Below are 18985 nucleotides of genomic sequence, written 5' to 3' on the forward strand. Positions count from 1 at the left end.
TTCCTGATGATTTGAAAATGTTGAAGCGGTTGGTAAGTGACTTTGTACAGCATGAAGTAGAGCCGTACGCCATGGAAATAGAAGAACAGGATGAAGTCCCCCTGGAAATTATGAATAAATCGAAGGAGATTGGGCTGTTTGGTTTGAGCATTCCTGAAGAATATGGTGGTTTAGGTCTTAACATGGTTGGAAAATGTGCCATTTTTGAAGAGATCGGAAAAACCATTAATGGTTATACAACGGTGATTGGGGCGCATAATGGGATTGGAAGTGTAGGAATTGTAGAGCTTGCAAATGAACATCAAAAAAAACGTTATCTTCCTAAAATGGCCTCTGGAGAATGGATTGGTGCCTTTGCGCTAACGGAGCCGCAAGCGGGTTCTGATGCAACCCTTCAAAAGACAACGGCTGTAAAAAGGGGTGATAAATACGTTATCAATGGTCAAAAAATTTACTGCACAAATGCCCCGATTGCACATGTTTTTACCATAATGGCTATGACAGACCCTACGAAAGGGACGAAAGGAATAACATCTTTTATTGTAGAAAAAGATTTTCCTGGATTTAAGGTTGGCAGTGTGGAAAAGAAGATGGGGTTACATGGTTCGAAGACTGCTCAACTTTACTTTGACGATATGGAAGTGCCAATCGATAATGTCCTGGGAGAAGAAGGGATGGGCTATATCAATGCTTTAAAAATACTAGCCAATGGGCGAGCTGGACTTGCTGCAAGAAATCTTGGATCGTGCCAATATCTTTTAGATTGCTCGATTAAATATGCATCAGAACGTAAACAATTTGGAAAGCCAATCTTGGACCAGCAAATTATTCAACATTATATTGCGGAAATGGCGATGGAAATTGAAGCTCTTCGCTGGCTTACCTTTAGGGTAGCGTGGATGGCGGATCGAGGAATGAATGTGATCAAAGAGGCTGCCATGGTTAAGTTGTTTGGTTCGGAGGTTTATGGTCGTGTGGCAGATAAAGCAGTTCAAATACACGGCGGGGTAGGGTTTATTTCAGAATATCCAATTGAACGCTTTTATCGTGATGCGAGGATCACAAGAATTTATGAAGGCACCTCTGAAATTCAGAAAAATATTATTGCAGCCCAATTAGCAAAGAAAATCATTTAAACATTTTTATAGAGGAGAATCTAGTATGAACTTCCACGACATTATTTATAAAAAAGAAAAGGGTATCGCTACGATTGCCATTAACCGTCCTGAAGTTATGAATGCTTTTAGAGCCGAAACCATTCATGAAATGATTTCAGCTTTTGAAGATGCCTGGATTGACCGTGAAATTGGCGTGGTCGTGGTCACTGGAACCGGTGAAAAAGCGTTTTGTACGGGTGGGGATCAAAAATCAAAAGATATGGGGGGATACAGTGGAACGAGTCGTAGTGATATTGGCCTGGATGTTGAAGACCTTCATATGATCATTCGGAGAATACCCAAGCCTGTTATTGCTGCAGTGAATGGTTATGCCATAGGCGGAGGACATGTCATTCACGTTGTTTGTGATCTTACGATTGCATCTGAAAAAGCGATTTTTGGTCAAGTAGGGCCAAAATTCGGTAGTGTTGATCCAGGTTTTGGAACAGCGTATCTCGCGAGAGTAGTAGGTGAAAAGAAGGCACGTGAAATATGGTATTTATGTAAACAATATACAGCTACCGAAGCCGAAAAAATGGGGCTTGTCAACAAAGTAGTTCCACATGAAAAACTTCTTGAAGAGACATATCAATGGTGTGAGGAAATCTTGGATAAAAGTCCGACAGCCTTAAAAGTGGCGAAATATTCAATTAATGCAGATTCGTCCAATATTGAAGGTATTTCACAGTTAGGTATGAGTGCACTGGCTCTTTATTATGATACGCTAGAATCAAAAGAAGGATATGAGTCCTTCCTTCAAAAGCGCCCTGCCAATTTTCGTAAATTTCGCAAACGAAAAAATTGAATATTTAGTCGTTTAGGAGGCAAGCTGAATGTTTAAAGAATCATCCAGTACGTCATATTGGAACGAAATTGAAGGCAAACCTTGGAGCGAAATTGAGCAGTTAACCAATCGGAAACTACAGCAGCAAGTCCATTATTTATACGAAAACTCTATTTTTTATCAAGGCAAGTTTAAAGAGGCTGGTGTTCGCCCGGAACACATCCTTGAAGCGAAAGATCTGAATAAAATTCCATATACAATAAAAGCGGAAGTGAGAGAAAGCTTACAAAAAGAAATCCTTGGTCTTCACCGTGCAGTACCTCGGGACCGAGTGATTCAAATCCAAGCAACATCGGGAACAACAGGCAAGCCTGCCTACGTAGGAGCAACGAAACACGATGTTCATGTGTGGAGTGAAATGGGAGCTCGTGCCATGTATGCCAATGGTTTTAGGCCTGGTGACTGGGCTGTACATGCCTTTTCGATGTCCAAAGGTTTTGTGGGTGGATTAGTAATGGTTCAGATTTTACAGCATATGGATGTCTGTGAAATCCCGATTGGCGCCGAAGTAGGGGTCGCTAAAATGTTGCAAATGATCCAAGATCTAAGCCCGGATGCCATCGTCGGAACGCCTAATTTCATCATGTATTTAGGTGAACGGTGTGAAGATGTATTAGGGATTCCTGCCCGAGAACTGTCCATCCGAAAAATATCCGTTGGGGGTGAACCCGGAGGTGCTATTCCAGCTTTCAGAACAAAGTTGGAGAATCTTTGGGGAGCCGATGTTAGGGATATGATGGGAGGGGCTGATTTCGGCAGTACGTACTGGGGGGAGTGTGAAGAGAAGGATGGGATGCACTTTTGTGGACAAGGTTATTTACTCCCTCAATTGATCCATCCGGAATCAGGAGAATTTTTACCTATTGAACCAGGAGTCGAGGGGGAACTTGTTTATTCAGCGATAGATCGTCAATGCTCACCTCTTTTGAAGTATAGAAGTAGTGACTTGGTTCGCATTATTGCTACCTCATGCAGTTGTGGACGAACATCTTTTAAGATAAAAAGCCTTGGACGATCAGACGATATGCTAATCGTTCGCGGAATTAATGTATTCCCAAGCGCTGTTAAAGACTGTATTTTGCAATTCCAACCAATGACAACTGGCCAAATGCGAATACTTGTAGACTTTGAAGGACATAGCACTCAAAATCCTCTACACATAAAGGTCGAGTATGCAGAAGGACTTGAATCCAGCTTATTGGATGGATTGAAAAAGGAAATCGAGCTAAAAATGAAAGCTGCTTTGGCCATCAATACAATCGTGAATTTTGTACCCGCTGGAAGTTTGGAGCCGCCTGGTGCTCAGAAAGTCCCGTTAATTGAAAGGATTAACACGAAGGAAATGAAATAGTGAAGTCAACCTTTAGTGACAGGAGTTTTGGGTATGCAAACCATATTAGCTGAATTTTTCATTGGTCAAAGTGATGTCATGCAACGAACTTTTACCCAGGAAGATGTTACCCTGTATATTACCTTAACCGGTGATAACAACCCGGTTTTCACCAATCAAGAGTTGATTGAAAAAACAAAGTTTGGACGGCCATTTGTTCCAGGAATCTTAACAGAAGGTTTAGTTTCTGAGGTGATAACCAAGAAATTACCTGGTACTCCCGCAGCAGTGTTGCAAAAAGAACTTATTTTCCATCACCCTGTTTTTGTCGGGGATTCTGTTACGGCGGAACTACAAATCATTGATATTGACTATAAGAGGAGATGGATAACCGAGAAAATCACTTGCTATAACCAAGATGGTAAGGAAGTAGTAACGGGTCAGGTTCTAATTTTCGTTCTTACAGAAGAATAGATAGGTGAGATAAGGTGAACAACACAAAGAAATTAACCCATGATTTATATGATTTAGGTTATTTCAAAGTGAATAAGCTCGGTGAATTGACTTATGTTAGCCAAGAGTTTTGCAGAGCGTTTAGTGTGAAGGCTGAAAAATTGCTTGGATCATCGGCTTCCTTACTATGCAGTATCGACCCTATAAAAAAAGTAATACAAAATGGAAATCCTGAATATTCGATCGTTCTTGTCATTCAAGAGAAGACATGTATTGCTCATATTTTACCTTTGGAAGAAGAGGGCGCAGAAAAAAGTGCCCTTTGCCAAGTGATCCTCCGTGCGGACGACATTAGTTCTGAATCACTTTTAGCATTTTTGCATTCGAAAAATTACAGAAAGAAAATTCAACCCGCGTATTCTAACAGTTACCGATTTGACCAAATTATCGGATCCAGTCGAGCGATGGCCAAAGTTCTTGAACTTGCTGCAAAGATTGCCAAGAGCAATTCAACGATCCTGCTGACCGGGGAAAGTGGAACGGGAAAGGAATTGTTTGCCCAAGGAATCCATGATATTAGCCAAAGAAGAAATGGCCCATTTGTCCCGATCAACTGTGCAGCGATTCCCCCTGAACTGTTTGAATCTGAATTATTTGGATATGAAGGGGGAGCTTTTAGCGGCGCACGAAGAGAAGGGAAAGCGGGGAAAATTGAACTTGCTCAGCAAGGAACTTTATTCCTGGACGAAATATCGGAACTTCCTTTTCCGATGCAAGGGAAATTGTTACGGGTTTTACAGGAACGTGAAGTCGAGCGAGTTGGTGGTAGTGGAATCAAATCAGTTGACATTCGAGTGATTGCTGCAACCAATCGTGATTTGAAACAGTTAGTCAAAGAAGGTAAATTCAGACAGGATTTATATTACCGAATACACATTTTTGAATTGAAACTACCTCCTTTGAGAGAAAGAAAAGAAGATATTTTACCGATCACCTATGAGTTTATAAGACGCTTTAATGACAAGTTGGGTCTCAATGTGATTTCCATCGATCCCGATTTGCAAGAATGGTTAGTTCAATATCAGTGGCCTGGTAATGTCCGTGAGCTGCAACATTCCGTGGAAAGGGCCATGCATGTGGCAGAAGGCAGCAACTTGACTTCTGAAGCTTTTCATATGTTTACAGACTATAGTGATGCAGGTGAATTAAATGATGAAAAGGATATTCATCGTAAAAGTGAATATCCTGGTTCTGAAAGTAACGAGAATTCAGTTGGCAAGATTCAGAAGGAAGTGCACAGGGCTGAAGCTGAAGCAATACGCAAAGCACTGGAAAAAGCGAATGGAGATAAAATGTTAGCTGCTCAAATATTAGACATTCACATAGCCAGTTTGTATCGTAAATTATCCAAATATAACCTTAAGTGATGAAAGGTGGAGGAGATTTATATGGCGGAAGGACTTCGTACCACACGTACCACGAAAGAACTGTTAGAACTTGATCGGAAGTATATATGGCATCATATTTCTCCATACAATGACAATGCTTATCCCATGGTAATAAAGGAAACAAAGGGTTCCTGTATAACAGATATTCACGGTAATAAATATCTTGATGGTTTGTCAGGTCTTTACTGTGTGAATGTAGGCTATGGAAGGGAAGAACTTGCGCAAGTTGCATACGAACAGTTAAAACAAGTATCTTTTGCTTCCATGATCAATAGCCATGTGCCGGCAATCGAGTTGGCCAATAAACTAAACGAATGGCTTGAAGATGAATATGTTATTTTCTTTGCCAATAGTGGTTCAGATGCGAATGAAACGGCTTTTAAGGTTGCGCGTCAGTATCACGAACAGACAGGAAATCCGAATCGATTCAAGTTTATTTCCAGATATCGAGGATACCATGGAAGTACGATGGGAGCTCTGGCTGCGACGGGGCAGTTCCAACGTAAATATAAATACGAACCCCTTGCTCCAGGATTTATCCATGTTCAACCACCAGATAGTTATCGGAGACCAGAAGGATTGTCTATAGAAGAATTTAATCTCCAATGTGCACGAGATATTGAAACGGTCATTCATCGGGAAGGGAAAGAAACGATCGCCGGGATTATCATGGAACCAGCGATAACTGGTGGAGGAGCGATTATCCCTCATCCCATCTATCTGAAAACTGTACAAGAAATTTGTGGAAAATACGGAATACTCTTAATTTTTGACGAGGTGATTTGTGGGTTTGGGCGTACGGGTAAGCCATTCGGACATATGCATTTTGGTGTAAAGCCCGACATGATCAGCATGGCGAAGGGTCTTACCAGTGGGTACCTTCCGCTCTCTGCAACCGCTGTGAGAAAAGATATATATGAATCCTTTAAAGGATCGAATGAGTATAGCCACCTTCGTCATGTCAGTACATTTGGCGGGAATCCTGCTGCTTGTGCACTAGCGCTAAAGAATTTGGAGATTATCGAAAATGAAAATCTCATTCTGCGTGCACAAATGTTAGGAGAAAGATTAAGAGAAGATCTAAAGTCCATTGAGGGTCATCCCAATGTTGGAGACATCCGCAACCTGGGATTATTTATGGGCATCGAACTGGTTGAGAATAAAGAAACAAAAGAGCCAGCATCTTTGGAAAGAATGGTAAAAGTCGTAAACATGTGCAGATCCAAAGGTCTGATTGTAGGGAAAAATAGTGATACTGTACCTGGCTTAAACAATGTGATCCTTCTTGCACCACCATTATCTATTTCGGATGATGAACTGCAGCATCTAGTAACGATCGTAAAAGACGTTATTTTGGAACAATAGTGTGGCAAAAAATCGTTATGAATCACTGGCAGAATGAGGAGTAATCATATCATGAAAATTTTGGTATTCATTAAACAAACCTTTGATACAGAGGAGAAAATCACGATTGATAACGGGAAAATCAGCGACCAAGGGGTTACGTTCATCCTGAATCCCTATGATGAATATGCGATAGAAGAAGCAGTCGTATTGAAGGAGACCTTCGGGGGAGAGATCACTGTCATCGCCATGGGACATTATACGGAAGAGGCCATCCGTACTGCTCTTGCCATGGGTGCGGATAAAGCGATCGTCATTGATGATGAGACAAGTGAGGGAGATGAATTTACTGTTTCAAAAGTGCTTGCCGCTATTGCCGAAAAAGAGACATATGAACTGATCCTTTGCGGTTGTATGTCGATTGACAACGGATCTGCTCAAATTGGTGCGCGTTTAGCCGAGGAGTTAGGTATTCCTCATATTTTGACCATTACGAAGTTGCTGATCGACGGTAATAAAGTCCTTGTTGAAAAGGACGCCGAAGGGGACACAGAAATAATCGAGAGCCATCTTCCCATTCTATTAACAACCCAGCAAGGGTTAAACGAACCACGCTATCCTTCTCTTCCCGGGCTAATGAAGGCAAAGAAAAAGCCAATCCAGCACGTATCGGTGAATGATTTGGAAATTACATTAGATCAGATGAAAGCCAAGACGATCATTACAGAGCAATATTTGCCTAATAAAAAGAAAGCTGGAAAAATCTTGGGAGGCGAACTCTTGCAACAAGTAAAAGAGTTGACCGCTTTCCTACAGGAAGAAGTAAAAGTGATTTAACAAACGAAAATGAGGTAGAAAAAATGAGCAAAAATGTTTTAGTTTTTGTTGAAGCAAGAGAAGGTGGGGTTCGAAAAGTTTCTTTAGAAGTACTGAATGCTGCAAGGAAGATCGCTCAAGATGGAGTTGTAATCGCAGCTATTTTTAATCCTGAAGTCGATTCAGTTGAACCACTGGCCCATTATGGGGCAGATAAAGTAGTAACAGTTAACCACCCTAATTTGGCTATCTATACAACGGATGCATATGTACAGGCATTTTCTGAAGTAGTAAAGGAATTTAATCCTGATGCTATTCTTATGGGCCATACTTCCGTGGGTAAAGATATGGCACCGAGGGTAGCATCTCGATTAGAGCTAGGACTTGTTTCAGATTGTACAGATCTTGGACTGAGCGAAAATGAAGTGTTTTTTGTACGTCCCATCTATTCGGGAAAAGCATTTCAGAAAAGAAAAGTAATAGATGGTAAAATTTTTGCCACGATTCGTCCTAACAATATCCCCCTTGATTTTGTTAAGACAGGTCGTTCGGCAGAGAGAATAGAATACCAAGCCCAGGTTGATCCACCAAGAACTCATGTAAAGGAGGTTCTTCGAAAAGTCACCGGGAGTATTGACCTTAACGAGGCAAAAATTATTGTCTCAGGAGGTCGAGGTGTCAAAAACGCGGAAGGATTTCGATTATTGGATAAATTCGCTGAGCTGTTTGGAGGAGCTGTTGGTGCATCACGCGGCGCATGTGATGCAGGCATGTGTGACTACGCGTTGCAGATTGGGCAAACAGGGAAGGTCGTTACTCCAGAATTGTACATTGCTTGCGGAATTTCAGGAGCCATTCAGCATTTAGCGGGAATGTCCAATTCAAAAATTATAGTAGCCATAAATAAAGACCCTGAAGCTCCTATCTTTCAAGTAGCAGACTATGGCATTGTGGGGGACTTGTTTGAAGTCATTCCTTTGTTAATGGAGGAGATCAGAGAAAGTAAGCTTAAGGGAGTGGCCAAATAGATACAGGTAAATGATTTGAAGATTTTTGGAGGTTGGTGAATCTGTATCCCGGGATTCATCAACCTTACAGTACTAACATTTGGTTAACGGAGAGTGTCTAAAATGAACAAGGAGATTGTAATTGTAAGTGCTGTTCGAACACCGATTGGTCGTCTTGGAGGCACTTTAAAATCGATAAATTCAAGTACTCTTGCAGCTTTGGTCATGAAGGAGGCAATTCGAAGAGCAACTATTACCCCAGAGCAAGTCGATGAAGTGATATTGGGTGAAGTAAGGCAGTCGTCCATGTCATCAAACGTAGCACGAGTAGCCGCACTCTTAGCGGGAATTCCTGTGAGTACTCCAGCTTTCACAGTAAACCGCTTGTGCGCTTCTGGTATGCAGGCATTGGTTTCAGGTACCCAGCAAATTGAAGGAAACCATGCCCAAATCGTTATCGTTGGCGGTACTGAAAACATGAGCAATGCCCCTATCTATTTGCGTAACTCACGCTATGGAGAAGGAACTCCTCATCTTGTAGACTCAAATCTGGAGAATGGACAACAACCTGTGGAGATCTACGGAACAGACTTGGGGATGGGTATGACAGCTGAAAATGTGGCGGATCAATTCCAAATTAGTCGGGAAGACCAGGATCTATTTGCTTTTAAGAGCCAACAAAAGGCAGATCGTGCAATCCGAGATGGTAATTTCGTAGAAGAAATTGTGCCGGTTGAAATAAAAGAAAAATATCGAACTTATCGCTTTGATAAAGATGAGCATCCCCGTCCTGAAACAACAAAAGATAAGCTCGCTCAACTACGGCCGGCTTTTAAAAAAAATGGATCTGTGACCGCGGGTAATGCGTGTGGTCGGAATGATGGTGCCGCTGCCCTGGTTATTATGTCAGCGGATAAAGCAAAAGAGTTACAACTACAACCCTTGGCAAGAATTGTAGATTGGGCAACTGCTGGTGTTTCACCAGAAATGATGGGCATTGGCCCCGTTCCGGCAGTAAAAAAATTATTGCAGCGCACAAATAAGAACCGTTCTGAAATTGGATTGATTGAACTCAATGAAGCTTTTTCTGCACAAGCTTTGGCTGTCATACGTGAATTAAAGTTGGATGAAAATAGGGTAAATGTGAATGGAGGTGCAATCGCATTAGGGCATCCATTAGGGGCAACTGGGGCTAGAATTATCACAACCCTCATTTACGAAATGGGCAGACGTAAAGAGCGATATGGGATTGCTACCCTTTGCGTAGGTGGCGGTCAGGGGATGGCCGTATTACTGGAACGTTTGTAAATGAAATGAAACAGACAACCTTGGTAAGAAAACAAAAAGGAGTGGAGCAGACCTGTCATTTATGAGTCAGATAAACTTTATTTTGTTTGCATTATTCATGGTTTTCGGGTTGTGGATGTTTTTTCATGTTGTGTACAGCAGATATTTGTTTATACGACTCGGAAGAAAAGAGCAAGGAAGAAAAGATTTTTATGCCAGATTCAAATTAATCTTATCTAATGTCGTATTTCAAAAGAAATTACTGAAAGATCGTAAAAGCGGTGCTATGCATGTTGTCATGTTTTATGGGTTTATCATACTTCAATTTGGGGCTGTAGAGCTAATCCTTAAAGGTCTTATTAAAGGGTACGAACTCCCATTTGGAGATGCTCACAAATATTTTAGTCTCGTTCAAGAATTAACTTCATTTTTCGTATTTCTTGCTGTTAGTTATGCGTTTTATCGGCGATACATAGAAAAATTACGACGACTAAAACGTGGTTTAAAAGCGGGATTCGTCTTAATTTTCCTGTCTTTACTCATGATGTCGGTTCTGTTTAGTTTAGCCTTTGAACAATTATGTTTGTCAAAACCTCCATCTATGTATGCGCCAATTTCTTCTATGATTGTTCTTGCTTTTAGTAATTTAAGCCAACCCATGGCTGCAGGGTTATTTTTTCTGACTTGGTGGAGCCACTTAATCATTTTATTGGCCTTTGCTATTTATGTACCTCAATCAAAGCATGCACATTTGATCTTTGCCCCTTTCAATGTATGGTTTAAAAAGTTGGAACCACCGGGGAAGCTATCTGCCATTGATTTTGAAGATGAAACAAAAGATGAATTTGGAACGGGAAAAATTGAAGATTTTACACAAACGCAACTAATTGATTTATACGCATGTGTAGAGTGTGGTCGCTGTACCAGCATGTGTCCAGCATCAGGAACAGGTAAGCAATTAAACCCTATGGAGTTAATTGTAAAAATGAGAGATCACCTTACAGATAAGGGATCTGCCATTACTTCGCGAACGCCATGGATGCCAAGTTTCATGCCTCCGAAAAGCACTGGTTCAGCCCTTCCAAATGTTCATGATGCAACGGATGAGGTTGCGGCCACGAATGAATATGCTGGAGGGATCACAAAGATAGATCAATTAATTGGTGATGTCATTACGGAACAAGAATTGTGGGCTTGCACAACGTGTCGTAATTGTGAGGACCAATGCCCAGTAATGAACGAGCATGTAGACAAAATCATTGATATGCGTCGGTATTTGGTATTAACCGAGGGAAAGGTTCCTGCTGAAGCTCAACGTGCACTAAATAATATCGAACGCCAAGGTAATCCGTGGGGAATGAATCGCAGGGACCGAGCCATCTGGGTCGAGGGACTGCACGGAGAATATAAAGTTCCGATTGTTCAAGAAACCGATGACTTTGAGTATTTGTTTTGGGTTGGTTCCATGGGTTCTTATGATAATCGCAGTATGAAGATTACACAGTCGTTCATCAAGATTATGAGCAAAGCCGGGGTTAAATTTGCCATACTCGGCACTGAAGAGAAGAATTCAGGTGATACCGCTCGACGGATAGGGAACGAATTTTTATTTCAACAACTGGCACAAGAAAACATCGTATTGTTTCAGTCCTATGGCGTAAAAAAAATCGTGACTTGCGATCCCCATGCATTCAACACCTTCAAACATGAGTATCCTGATTTTGGGCTTCAAGCTGAGATCTATCATCATTCTGAATTGTTGGCAAAGTGGATACAAGATGGAAGAATCAAACCGACCCAGACATTAAATGAACGTATTACTTTCCATGATTCATGCTATTTGGGCCGCTACAATGAAATTTATGATGTTCCGCGAGATGTCCTAAAGGCCATTCCAGGGGTAGAGATTTTGGAAATGAAACGAAGCGGCTGTGATAGCATGTGCTGTGGAGCAGGAGGAGGAATGATGTGGATGGAAGAACATGAGGGGTCACGCATGAATGTCGCTCGTGCGGAACAGGCTCTCGAAGTGAACCCCACGGTAATTGCAAGCGCATGTCCGTATTGTCTTACGATGATAGGCGATGGATTAAAAAGCAAAGAAGCCGAACAAAAGGTTAAGTCTAAAGATATCGCTGAGATTTTAGCGGAAGTCATTTAGAAATACATTTTCTGAGACAACTTGCAGGTGAATTTCCTGGTATTCCTATGTGAAAATATTGTTTAAGGGTGTGGTTTTCATTGTCTAATCAACCGCTCTTGTTCGAGAAGAAAGAGCATGTTGCAGTCATTACGTTAAATCGACCAGATCAACTCAATGCCCTTAATTATGAACTCTTGAATCAATTAGATACCCTGATCAAAGAGATTGATCAAAGTTATAAGGAGATAAGGGTCGTTTTAGTGACGGGAGAAGGGAGAGCTTTTAGTGCAGGCGCTGATTTGAAGGAGAGGCTCACATTAAATGACCAACAAGTTCGCCGAAATGTGAAGAAGATAAGGGATGTTTTTACTGCTTTAGAAAAATTGCGACAGCCAACAATTGCAGCGATTAACGGATATGCTTTTGGAGGAGGGTTCGAGTTAGCGCTCGCCTGTGACTTTCGGTTTGCGATTTCAACAGCGCAGTTTGGACTTCCTGAAGTAAGTTTAGGCATTATTCCTGGTGCAGGAGGTACTCAGCGATTATCAAGAATTGTTGGAGTTTCCAAGGCAAAAGAATGGATCTTAACCGCTCGTAAGATGTCAGCGTGGGAAGGGGTAAGTTCTGGATTTCTTAACGGCTTAGAGCATACTGTTGAAGATTTATATGAACAATGTTTTGATTTTGCCGCTGAAATTACCACTAATGCTCCACTTGCTGTATATCAAGCGAAGTATGCGATCCATTCGGGGTATCATGTCGATCTTCAATCAGGTTTGGATGTTGAAGCAAATGCATACGAAGTGATCATTCCGACAAGAGATAGGAAAGAAGCTCTTGAGGCCTTTAAGAATAAAAGAAAGCCGGTATTTGTAGGTGAATAAATGATTTCACACATCAACGTCCTTTCATAGAGGACGTTTTTTTATTTGGATTCGCAGCATCAATACAATTTTCTTTGCAGATATGATTCGCAAAGATGCGAAAAAAATTACGATTTCATTACTTTTTCGAAGTACTTTCCTTATGCGCGATGCTTTTTGGTTTAAAAGTAGATCTTGAAAAGGTTGAGCATGATAATTGCAATAATAACATGATGAATATCCTTTTGATGATACAAGGAAAGGAGAGTACTTTCTGAGATTGCTATTATGGAAACGCTTCAAATTTAACAAACAAGGAAATGAAAAGGAGGCATATGGAATGAACAAATTTCAGTGTAGTGAGATGGTTAACGAATGGATGCGCAAGAATCAGGAACACATGGTTGGCTTACTAAAAGAAATGGTTGGATTTAAAAGCATAAACCCTAAATTTTTGAATTCAGCGAGTTCGAGTGAAAGCGATCAACTTCAAGAGTTTTTGAAGGATTACTTGCTATCTTTGGGGTTACGTGTTGATAAATGGGATGTCTATGATAATCAGCCGAATGTCGTAGCTACACTAAAAGGAAAAACGAGTGAAAATTCATTAATACTTAATGGACATATCGATGTTGTGCCAGCAGGAGATTTAAGTCAGTGGACGACAGACCCTTGGAAGGCTCAAATTTACGATGGAAAACTATTTGGCAGAGGAACTCTTGATATGAAGGCAGGTGTTGCTAGTAATATTATGGTTTCAAAATTTATGGTTGACCACGGCATTCAATTAAATCACGATTTACAACTCCACATTGTTGTAGATGAAGAAGGTGGCGGCTCAGGAACTCGATCTGCTTTAAATCGTGGATACACGGGTGGTGGAGTAATTGTTACGGAACCAACCGATGCAGTATTGACCCCTGTTGAAGGGGGCTTGTACTGGCTTCGGTTAAGAGTAAAAGGTAATAATGCACACTCAGGATGGCGTTATAGCCACATCTATCCTGGATATCAACGTACAGGAGTAAATGTTATTGAAAAATCGCTGAAGATTCTGCAAGCGATTATGGAGTTGGAAAGAGATTGGGGACTAAATAAATATCATCCTCTCTTACCCCCGGGAATTACAACGATTAATCCGGGCGTTATGTTAGCTGGTGCTGGAAATAAAGATGGGTATCCGGAAACCGTTTCAAATCCTGCCATTGTTCCAGACCACTGTGTAATGGAGTTTGCATTAAAATATTTACCCGATGAAGATCCGGAAGAGATTAAAAAACAGTTTGAAGAATTTATTCGTTGTGTGTGCTATTCAGATAGCTGGTTGAAAGAATGCCCTCCAGAGATCGAATGGGGAGTTCATGGAGTAAGTTTTCCACCTGTTAATACACCGATCGATCATAGACTTGTTGCAGCCGCCGCTACCAGTCAGAAAACGTTTGGGATAGATCCTACCTATAAAGGCTTCACGGCGGTGAGTGACGCAGCCTTTTATGCCAAAAATAATATCCCTTCTATGCTATATGGACCATGTGGGGCTCGCTTACACGGACCAGATGAATACGTTGAATTAGCATCCCTTTACGAAGTAACAAAGGTTTTAATTATGACCACATTGGAATGGAATAATCTAATTCAAGAAGAATCGTGCAAATAAAAGCTTCTATTAAAAATTTCCCCCTGAATGAAGGAAGGAGCTCATTTATTGAAATCAGGCAGGGGGGGTATTCTTTCGAGGAGGGATTACCATGCAACAAAATTACGATTTGAAAAAAGGACTAACGATACGACATATAACCATGATATCCATTGGCGGGGTCATCGGAGCAGGGCTGTTTGTAGGAAGCGGAGCCGTGATTCATTCGGCTGGTCCGGCAGCGATCGTGTCATACATTCTGGCGTCATTGATGGTTGTTCTTGTCATGCGAATGCTGGGAGAAATGGCTTCGATGAATGTCGCTAGCGGATCGTTTTCCACCTATGCACACGAAGCGATTGGCCCTTGGGCGGGATTTTCGATAGGTTGGTTATACTGGTTCTTTTGGGTGATCGTTATTGCCATTGAAGCCATTGCCGGAGCCGGCATTCTTCAATATTGGTTTCCCGATGTGCCAATCTGGATGTTAAGTTTAACGTTAACGATTTTATTGACGCTTACAAATGTTTACTCAGTGAAATTATTTGCTGAATTCGAATACTGGCTTGCTTTGGTTAAAGTGGTAACGATCATTTTATTTTTAGGTTTGGGTGTTGCTATTCTATTCGGATTGATCCCAGGCGTAAAATCACCAGGAATGTCTAATCTGACTGGTGCGGGAGGGTTTATGCCAAACGGAATATCGTCTGTTCTTATGGGAGTTGTGATCACGTTCTTTTCTTTCGTAGGAACAGAAATTGCCGCAATAGCGGCTGGGGAATCTGCACAGCCTCAAAAGGCCATCAGTATTGCTTTGAATAGCGTGGTTTGGCGTCTTCTGGTTTTCTATATTGGCTCCATTGCAGTCGTTGTTTCGCTTCTTCCATGGAATTCGGCCATGCTTCTAAAAAGTCCGTTTGTTTCTGTTTTTGAGATGGTTGGCATACCAGCAGCGTCTCAAATTATGAATTTCATTGTTTTGACAGCCGTTTTATCCTGTTTAAATTCAGGTTTATACACCAGCTCACGAATGTTGTATGCGATGGCCCAAAAAGGAAATGCTCCAAAAGCATTTGCAAAGGTATCCCGCAACGGTGTGCCGGTTCGTGCCGTCTTAGCTGGAACGTTTTTCGCTTATGTTTCTGTAATCTTCAATTTTGTCTCACCGGATAAAGTATTCTTGTTTCTCGTGAATGCATCAGGCGGAATTGCGCTGTTTGTCTATCTTGCAATCGCTTTTTCACATTTGATCATGCGCAAAAAAGCAGAGCGAGAAAATCCGCAGGCATTGAAAGTGAAAATGTGGTGTTTTCCTTATCTAACCTATTTAACAATGATGGGAATTGTAAGCGTTCTGATCGGTATGTTTTTTGATCAATCCATGCGTTCCCAGTTTTATTTGACTACGTTCATTTCTATCTTTGTTGTCGTTTCGTATTTTATAAGAAGACGGAAAATTCGTGTAAATTCAAAGGGAGAGGCTTACAACAATATTTAGGAGGTTAACTATGAGATACATGGGTATACTAGCATTTCTCCCTTTCATCGGGGTATTAGTAGGAACTCCCTTCGCCAATAGGGTCAGCCCATATGTGCTTGGAATGCCGTTTATTTTATTCTGGATTGTTATGTGGGTTGTTCTTACTTCGTTTATCATGGCGATTATTTTTAAATTCGACCCAAAAAATAATGAGGGGGAAATCAAATGAATATAGCCTTAATTCTCATATTGCTAACATTGTTCCTGTCAATCTTCCTAGGTATTCAAGCAAGACGAGGAAAGGATATGAGTCTTGAGCAATGGTCGATTGGTGGGCGCACGTTCGGGACATTGGTTGTCTTCCTACTAATGGCTGGTGAATTATACACGACGTTTACTTTTTTAGGAAGTAGTGGTTGGGCTTATGGCAAAGGAGGGCCAACCTTTTATGTGATCAGTTATGCTGCGTTGTCCTATATCATGTCTTATTGGCTGCTACCTGCCATCTGGAGATATGCTAAGAAACATAATTGTATGTCACAAGCTGATTTCTTCGTAAGCAAATATAAAAGTCCGAAATTAGGCGTAGTGGTTTCACTTGTTGCTGTATTAGCGATAATTCCCTATTTTATCCTACAGTTAAAAGGGTTGGGGATTATTGTATCATTAGCTTCCTATGGTTCCTTATCTCCCACGACAGCCGTTTGGATAGGTGCTATTTCAGTAACATCGTATGTTATGATTTCTGGAATACACGGATCTGCTTGGACTGCGATCGTGAAAGATATTCTTATTTTAGCAGTAGTCGTATTTCTTGGAATCTATTTACCTTTTCTTTATTACGGCGGAATCCAACCTATGTTCGAAGCCATTGATGCTGCGAAACCAGGGTTCCTGATTCTTCCTGAAAAAGGGCTGAGTGAATCCTGGTTTATCTCAACAGTACTATTAACTTCACTTGGTTTTTATATGTGGCCGCATGCATTTGGCTCAATTTTCTCAGCGAAAGAGGAGAGAGTGTTTCGTAAAAATGCAATTGTAATGCCTCTCTATCAGCTCATATTGCTTTTTGCTATATTTGTTGGATTTGCAGCGATTCTTCAGGTGCCTGGATTAAAAGGGGCTGAAGTAGATAAGTCTTTATTGCAACTATCAATTCAAACGTTCGATCCTTGGTTTGTTGGAATAATAGGTTCAGCTGGGCTGTTAGCTGCTCTTGTACCCGCTTCAATGATCCTCATAACTGCCTCTACTTTGTTAGCGAAAAACGTATACCATGTTGTATTTCCTGAAACTTCAGAAAAGGGCGTTGCTTCAGCCGCCAAATTTATTGTGCCTGTGGTTTCGCTTATTTCGGTATATTTTACACTTGCCGGAGGGGATACCATCGTAACGCTGCTTTTAATGGGCTACAGTTTGGTTACTCAGTTATTTCCAGCTCTTCTACTTAGTTTAAAGGAGAATAACTTTGTTACCAAACAAGGGGTATTTGCCGGGATCATTTCTGGAGTAACGGTAGTAGCTTTTGTCACCGTTAATAAAATAACCCTTGGAACTATGTTTCCTTCACTACCACAGGCGATTCAAGATCTCAATATGGGGATTATCGCGCTTTTCATGAACTTCGCAATCATGTTAGCAATAAGTATGGTGACAAAAAAATCAGCGATTTCAACAACAAGCAACCTCTAAAGAGAGGGCTTATACCCTTCCTTGGCATAAATATCGGGGCACCGATTCTTCAAATAATCGAGCGCTCCTTTTGTTTGGTCAATCTCCCAAATGGAGGGGCTATTGTATGTCAGGAAATAATCAATCATTGCATTTGGGCATGTTAGGGGGGATATTCCTAAAGCTATAACATATTAACACAATGTATGGTAGAAGGGGAGGATAGGAGGTTTTCAGTACAATATAGGATACCATCCCCCCCGCCTCCACCATACATAAAAATTTGCACCCCTCGTGGGTGCTTTTTTTTATGTATCAGTGGTGGTGGTCGGTAGATGAGAACCACCATGGGTTCGGTCGTGGAGGAGCGCAGCGACGGAGCGTATGGGAACTTTCCGCTGAAAAGGCGGCGGAGGATAGGCGTCAAGGAAATAGAAGTTCCCATTATCCCCCCGCCTCCACCATACATATCCACAATTTTGATCTTGAAAATATGTGACTTAAACCATATATCTGCCGTATCGGCAAGGTATTGCTTTAATAAACTCTAGGCAAACAATTGCTTTAATAAATTTGCACTTAAAAGAAGTCCTCGTTATGGGGTCTTCTTTGTCTATAGTCAGTTTGTTGAAGAGGGGTTTGTAAATGGATAATATAGGGAAAAGAATAAAACATATCCGCAAAATTAATAATATGATTCAAACTGAATTTGCTGGTTTGATAGGTATAGGCCAAGGAACATTGAGTGAAATCGAGCAGGGAAAATTAAAACCATCTATAGATACTCTGTATGAATTAAGTAAGCACTTTCAAATTGATTTGAACTGGCTTGTAATGGGAGCTTTCGAGTGTATGAATTTAAAAGAATATGAGTATGAGCTGCTTAGAAAGACAAGGGAACTAGATTTAGATTGTCAAAATGAGGTTGCTGAATTTATTGAATTTAAATAAAATCGCATCAAATATAAAAAATAATATCCACATTTCTCGTTCTCTGTGTGGAGAAGGATTTTCAAAGTGTAGGTAGTTGCATACCTGTACCATTGCCGGTATCTGAACTCAAGGATTTGAACGTGGCTGAACTTTGCAATGAAAAGGCGATGAGCCGATAATAGACGACTTGGAAAAACCGGGTATCGTAAAAAGTTTGAGTAAAAGAGTCTCTCCTTTTGGAGAGACTTTTTTACAATAAGCATGAGTTTTAGAGAAAGCCTTAATAGTTACTTAACTACTTTTTACAGGTAGTAAATAACTGAAGTTGGGGACCAATCGTTCACAAAACGCCCCAGTAGCGGTATGGACAAAAAATAAGATGGGGTCAAAATCCTTCAAATATATGTAAATAAGTGATACATTTGAACTATTAAGGTGCTTTATTGCATATAGGAAGGGATGTTACGAATGACTACAATTCGCCTCACTTTACTTCCTACTTTAAGTTCGATAGAACAATAAACCAAAACATGGTTAAACAACTCCTAGTGCCTGGGGAAATCGGAGAATTTT

The 18985-nt window shown here is 40.9% G+C and carries 16 protein-coding genes; all 16 read left to right on the top strand.

Annotated elements, in window-relative coordinates; all coding sequences use genetic code 11:
- Positions 1-17 precede the first annotated feature (17 nt).
- Positions 18-1136, top strand: a complete 1119-nt coding sequence (locus EDM56_RS13765) for an acyl-CoA dehydrogenase family protein (protein WP_425456311.1) — start codon at positions 18-20, stop codon at positions 1134-1136.
- A 25-nt stretch (positions 1137-1161) separates the two neighbouring features.
- Entirely contained in the window at positions 1162-1962 is an 801-nt protein-coding gene (locus EDM56_RS13770) for an enoyl-CoA hydratase-related protein (RefSeq protein ID WP_122918484.1), read from the top strand.
- A 28-nt stretch (positions 1963-1990) separates the two neighbouring features.
- Entirely contained in the window at positions 1991-3352 is a 1362-nt protein-coding gene (locus EDM56_RS13775; RefSeq protein ID WP_122918485.1) for a phenylacetate--CoA ligase family protein, read from the top strand.
- A 33-nt stretch (positions 3353-3385) separates the two neighbouring features.
- Positions 3386-3805, top strand: a complete 420-nt coding sequence (locus EDM56_RS13780) for a MaoC/PaaZ C-terminal domain-containing protein (RefSeq protein WP_122918486.1) — start codon at positions 3386-3388, stop codon at positions 3803-3805.
- Positions 3806-3819: 14 nt separating this feature from the next.
- A complete protein-coding gene (locus EDM56_RS13785) occupies positions 3820-5211 on the top strand; it encodes a sigma-54 interaction domain-containing protein (protein ID WP_122918487.1) in 1392 nt (463 codons plus the stop codon).
- A 21-nt stretch (positions 5212-5232) separates the two neighbouring features.
- Positions 5233-6597 (top strand): aspartate aminotransferase family protein, encoded by a 1365-nt coding sequence (locus EDM56_RS13790; RefSeq protein ID WP_122918488.1) that lies wholly within the window; start codon positions 5233-5235, stop codon positions 6595-6597.
- Positions 6598-6648: 51 nt separating this feature from the next.
- Complete coding sequence (locus EDM56_RS13795) at positions 6649-7413, top strand: electron transfer flavoprotein subunit beta/FixA family protein (RefSeq protein ID WP_122918489.1); 765 nt, start codon at positions 6649-6651, stop codon at positions 7411-7413.
- A 23-nt stretch (positions 7414-7436) separates the two neighbouring features.
- Complete coding sequence (locus tag EDM56_RS13800) at positions 7437-8420, top strand: electron transfer flavoprotein subunit alpha/FixB family protein (RefSeq protein ID WP_122918490.1); 984 nt, start codon at positions 7437-7439, stop codon at positions 8418-8420.
- Positions 8421-8522: 102 nt separating this feature from the next.
- Positions 8523-9707 carry a thiolase family protein gene (locus EDM56_RS13805; protein WP_122918491.1) on the top strand — a complete coding sequence of 395 codons (1185 nt, stop codon included), beginning with the start codon at positions 8523-8525 and terminating at the stop codon, positions 9705-9707.
- 61 nt (positions 9708-9768) lie between these two features.
- On the top strand, positions 9769-11847 hold the full coding sequence (locus tag EDM56_RS13810; RefSeq protein WP_122918492.1) for a (Fe-S)-binding protein: 2079 nt from the start codon (positions 9769-9771) through the stop codon (positions 11845-11847).
- Positions 11848-11927: 80 nt separating this feature from the next.
- A complete protein-coding gene (locus EDM56_RS13815; protein ID WP_122918493.1) occupies positions 11928-12713 on the top strand; it encodes an enoyl-CoA hydratase-related protein in 786 nt (261 codons plus the stop codon).
- Positions 12714-13032: 319 nt separating this feature from the next.
- Entirely contained in the window at positions 13033-14349 is a 1317-nt protein-coding gene (locus tag EDM56_RS13820; RefSeq protein WP_122918494.1) for an ArgE/DapE family deacylase, read from the top strand.
- 91 nt (positions 14350-14440) lie between these two features.
- Positions 14441-15826 (top strand): amino acid permease, encoded by a 1386-nt coding sequence (locus EDM56_RS13825; protein ID WP_122918495.1) that lies wholly within the window; start codon positions 14441-14443, stop codon positions 15824-15826.
- Positions 15827-15836: 10 nt separating this feature from the next.
- A complete protein-coding gene (locus EDM56_RS13830; protein WP_122918496.1) occupies positions 15837-16037 on the top strand; it encodes a DUF3311 domain-containing protein in 201 nt (66 codons plus the stop codon).
- Positions 16034-17500 (top strand): sodium:solute symporter family protein, encoded by a 1467-nt coding sequence (locus EDM56_RS13835; protein ID WP_122918497.1) that lies wholly within the window; start codon positions 16034-16036, stop codon positions 17498-17500. Before EDM56_RS13830 ends, EDM56_RS13835 begins: the two co-directional genes overlap by 4 nt.
- Before the next feature lie 624 nt (positions 17501-18124).
- Positions 18125-18430 (top strand): helix-turn-helix domain-containing protein, encoded by a 306-nt coding sequence (locus tag EDM56_RS13840; RefSeq protein WP_122918498.1) that lies wholly within the window; start codon positions 18125-18127, stop codon positions 18428-18430.
- The last annotated feature ends 555 nt before the right edge of the window (positions 18431-18985 follow it).

Source organism: Brevibacillus fluminis (assembly GCF_003710825.1).
GTDB lineage: Bacteria > Bacillota > Bacilli > Brevibacillales > Brevibacillaceae > Brevibacillus_D > Brevibacillus_D fluminis.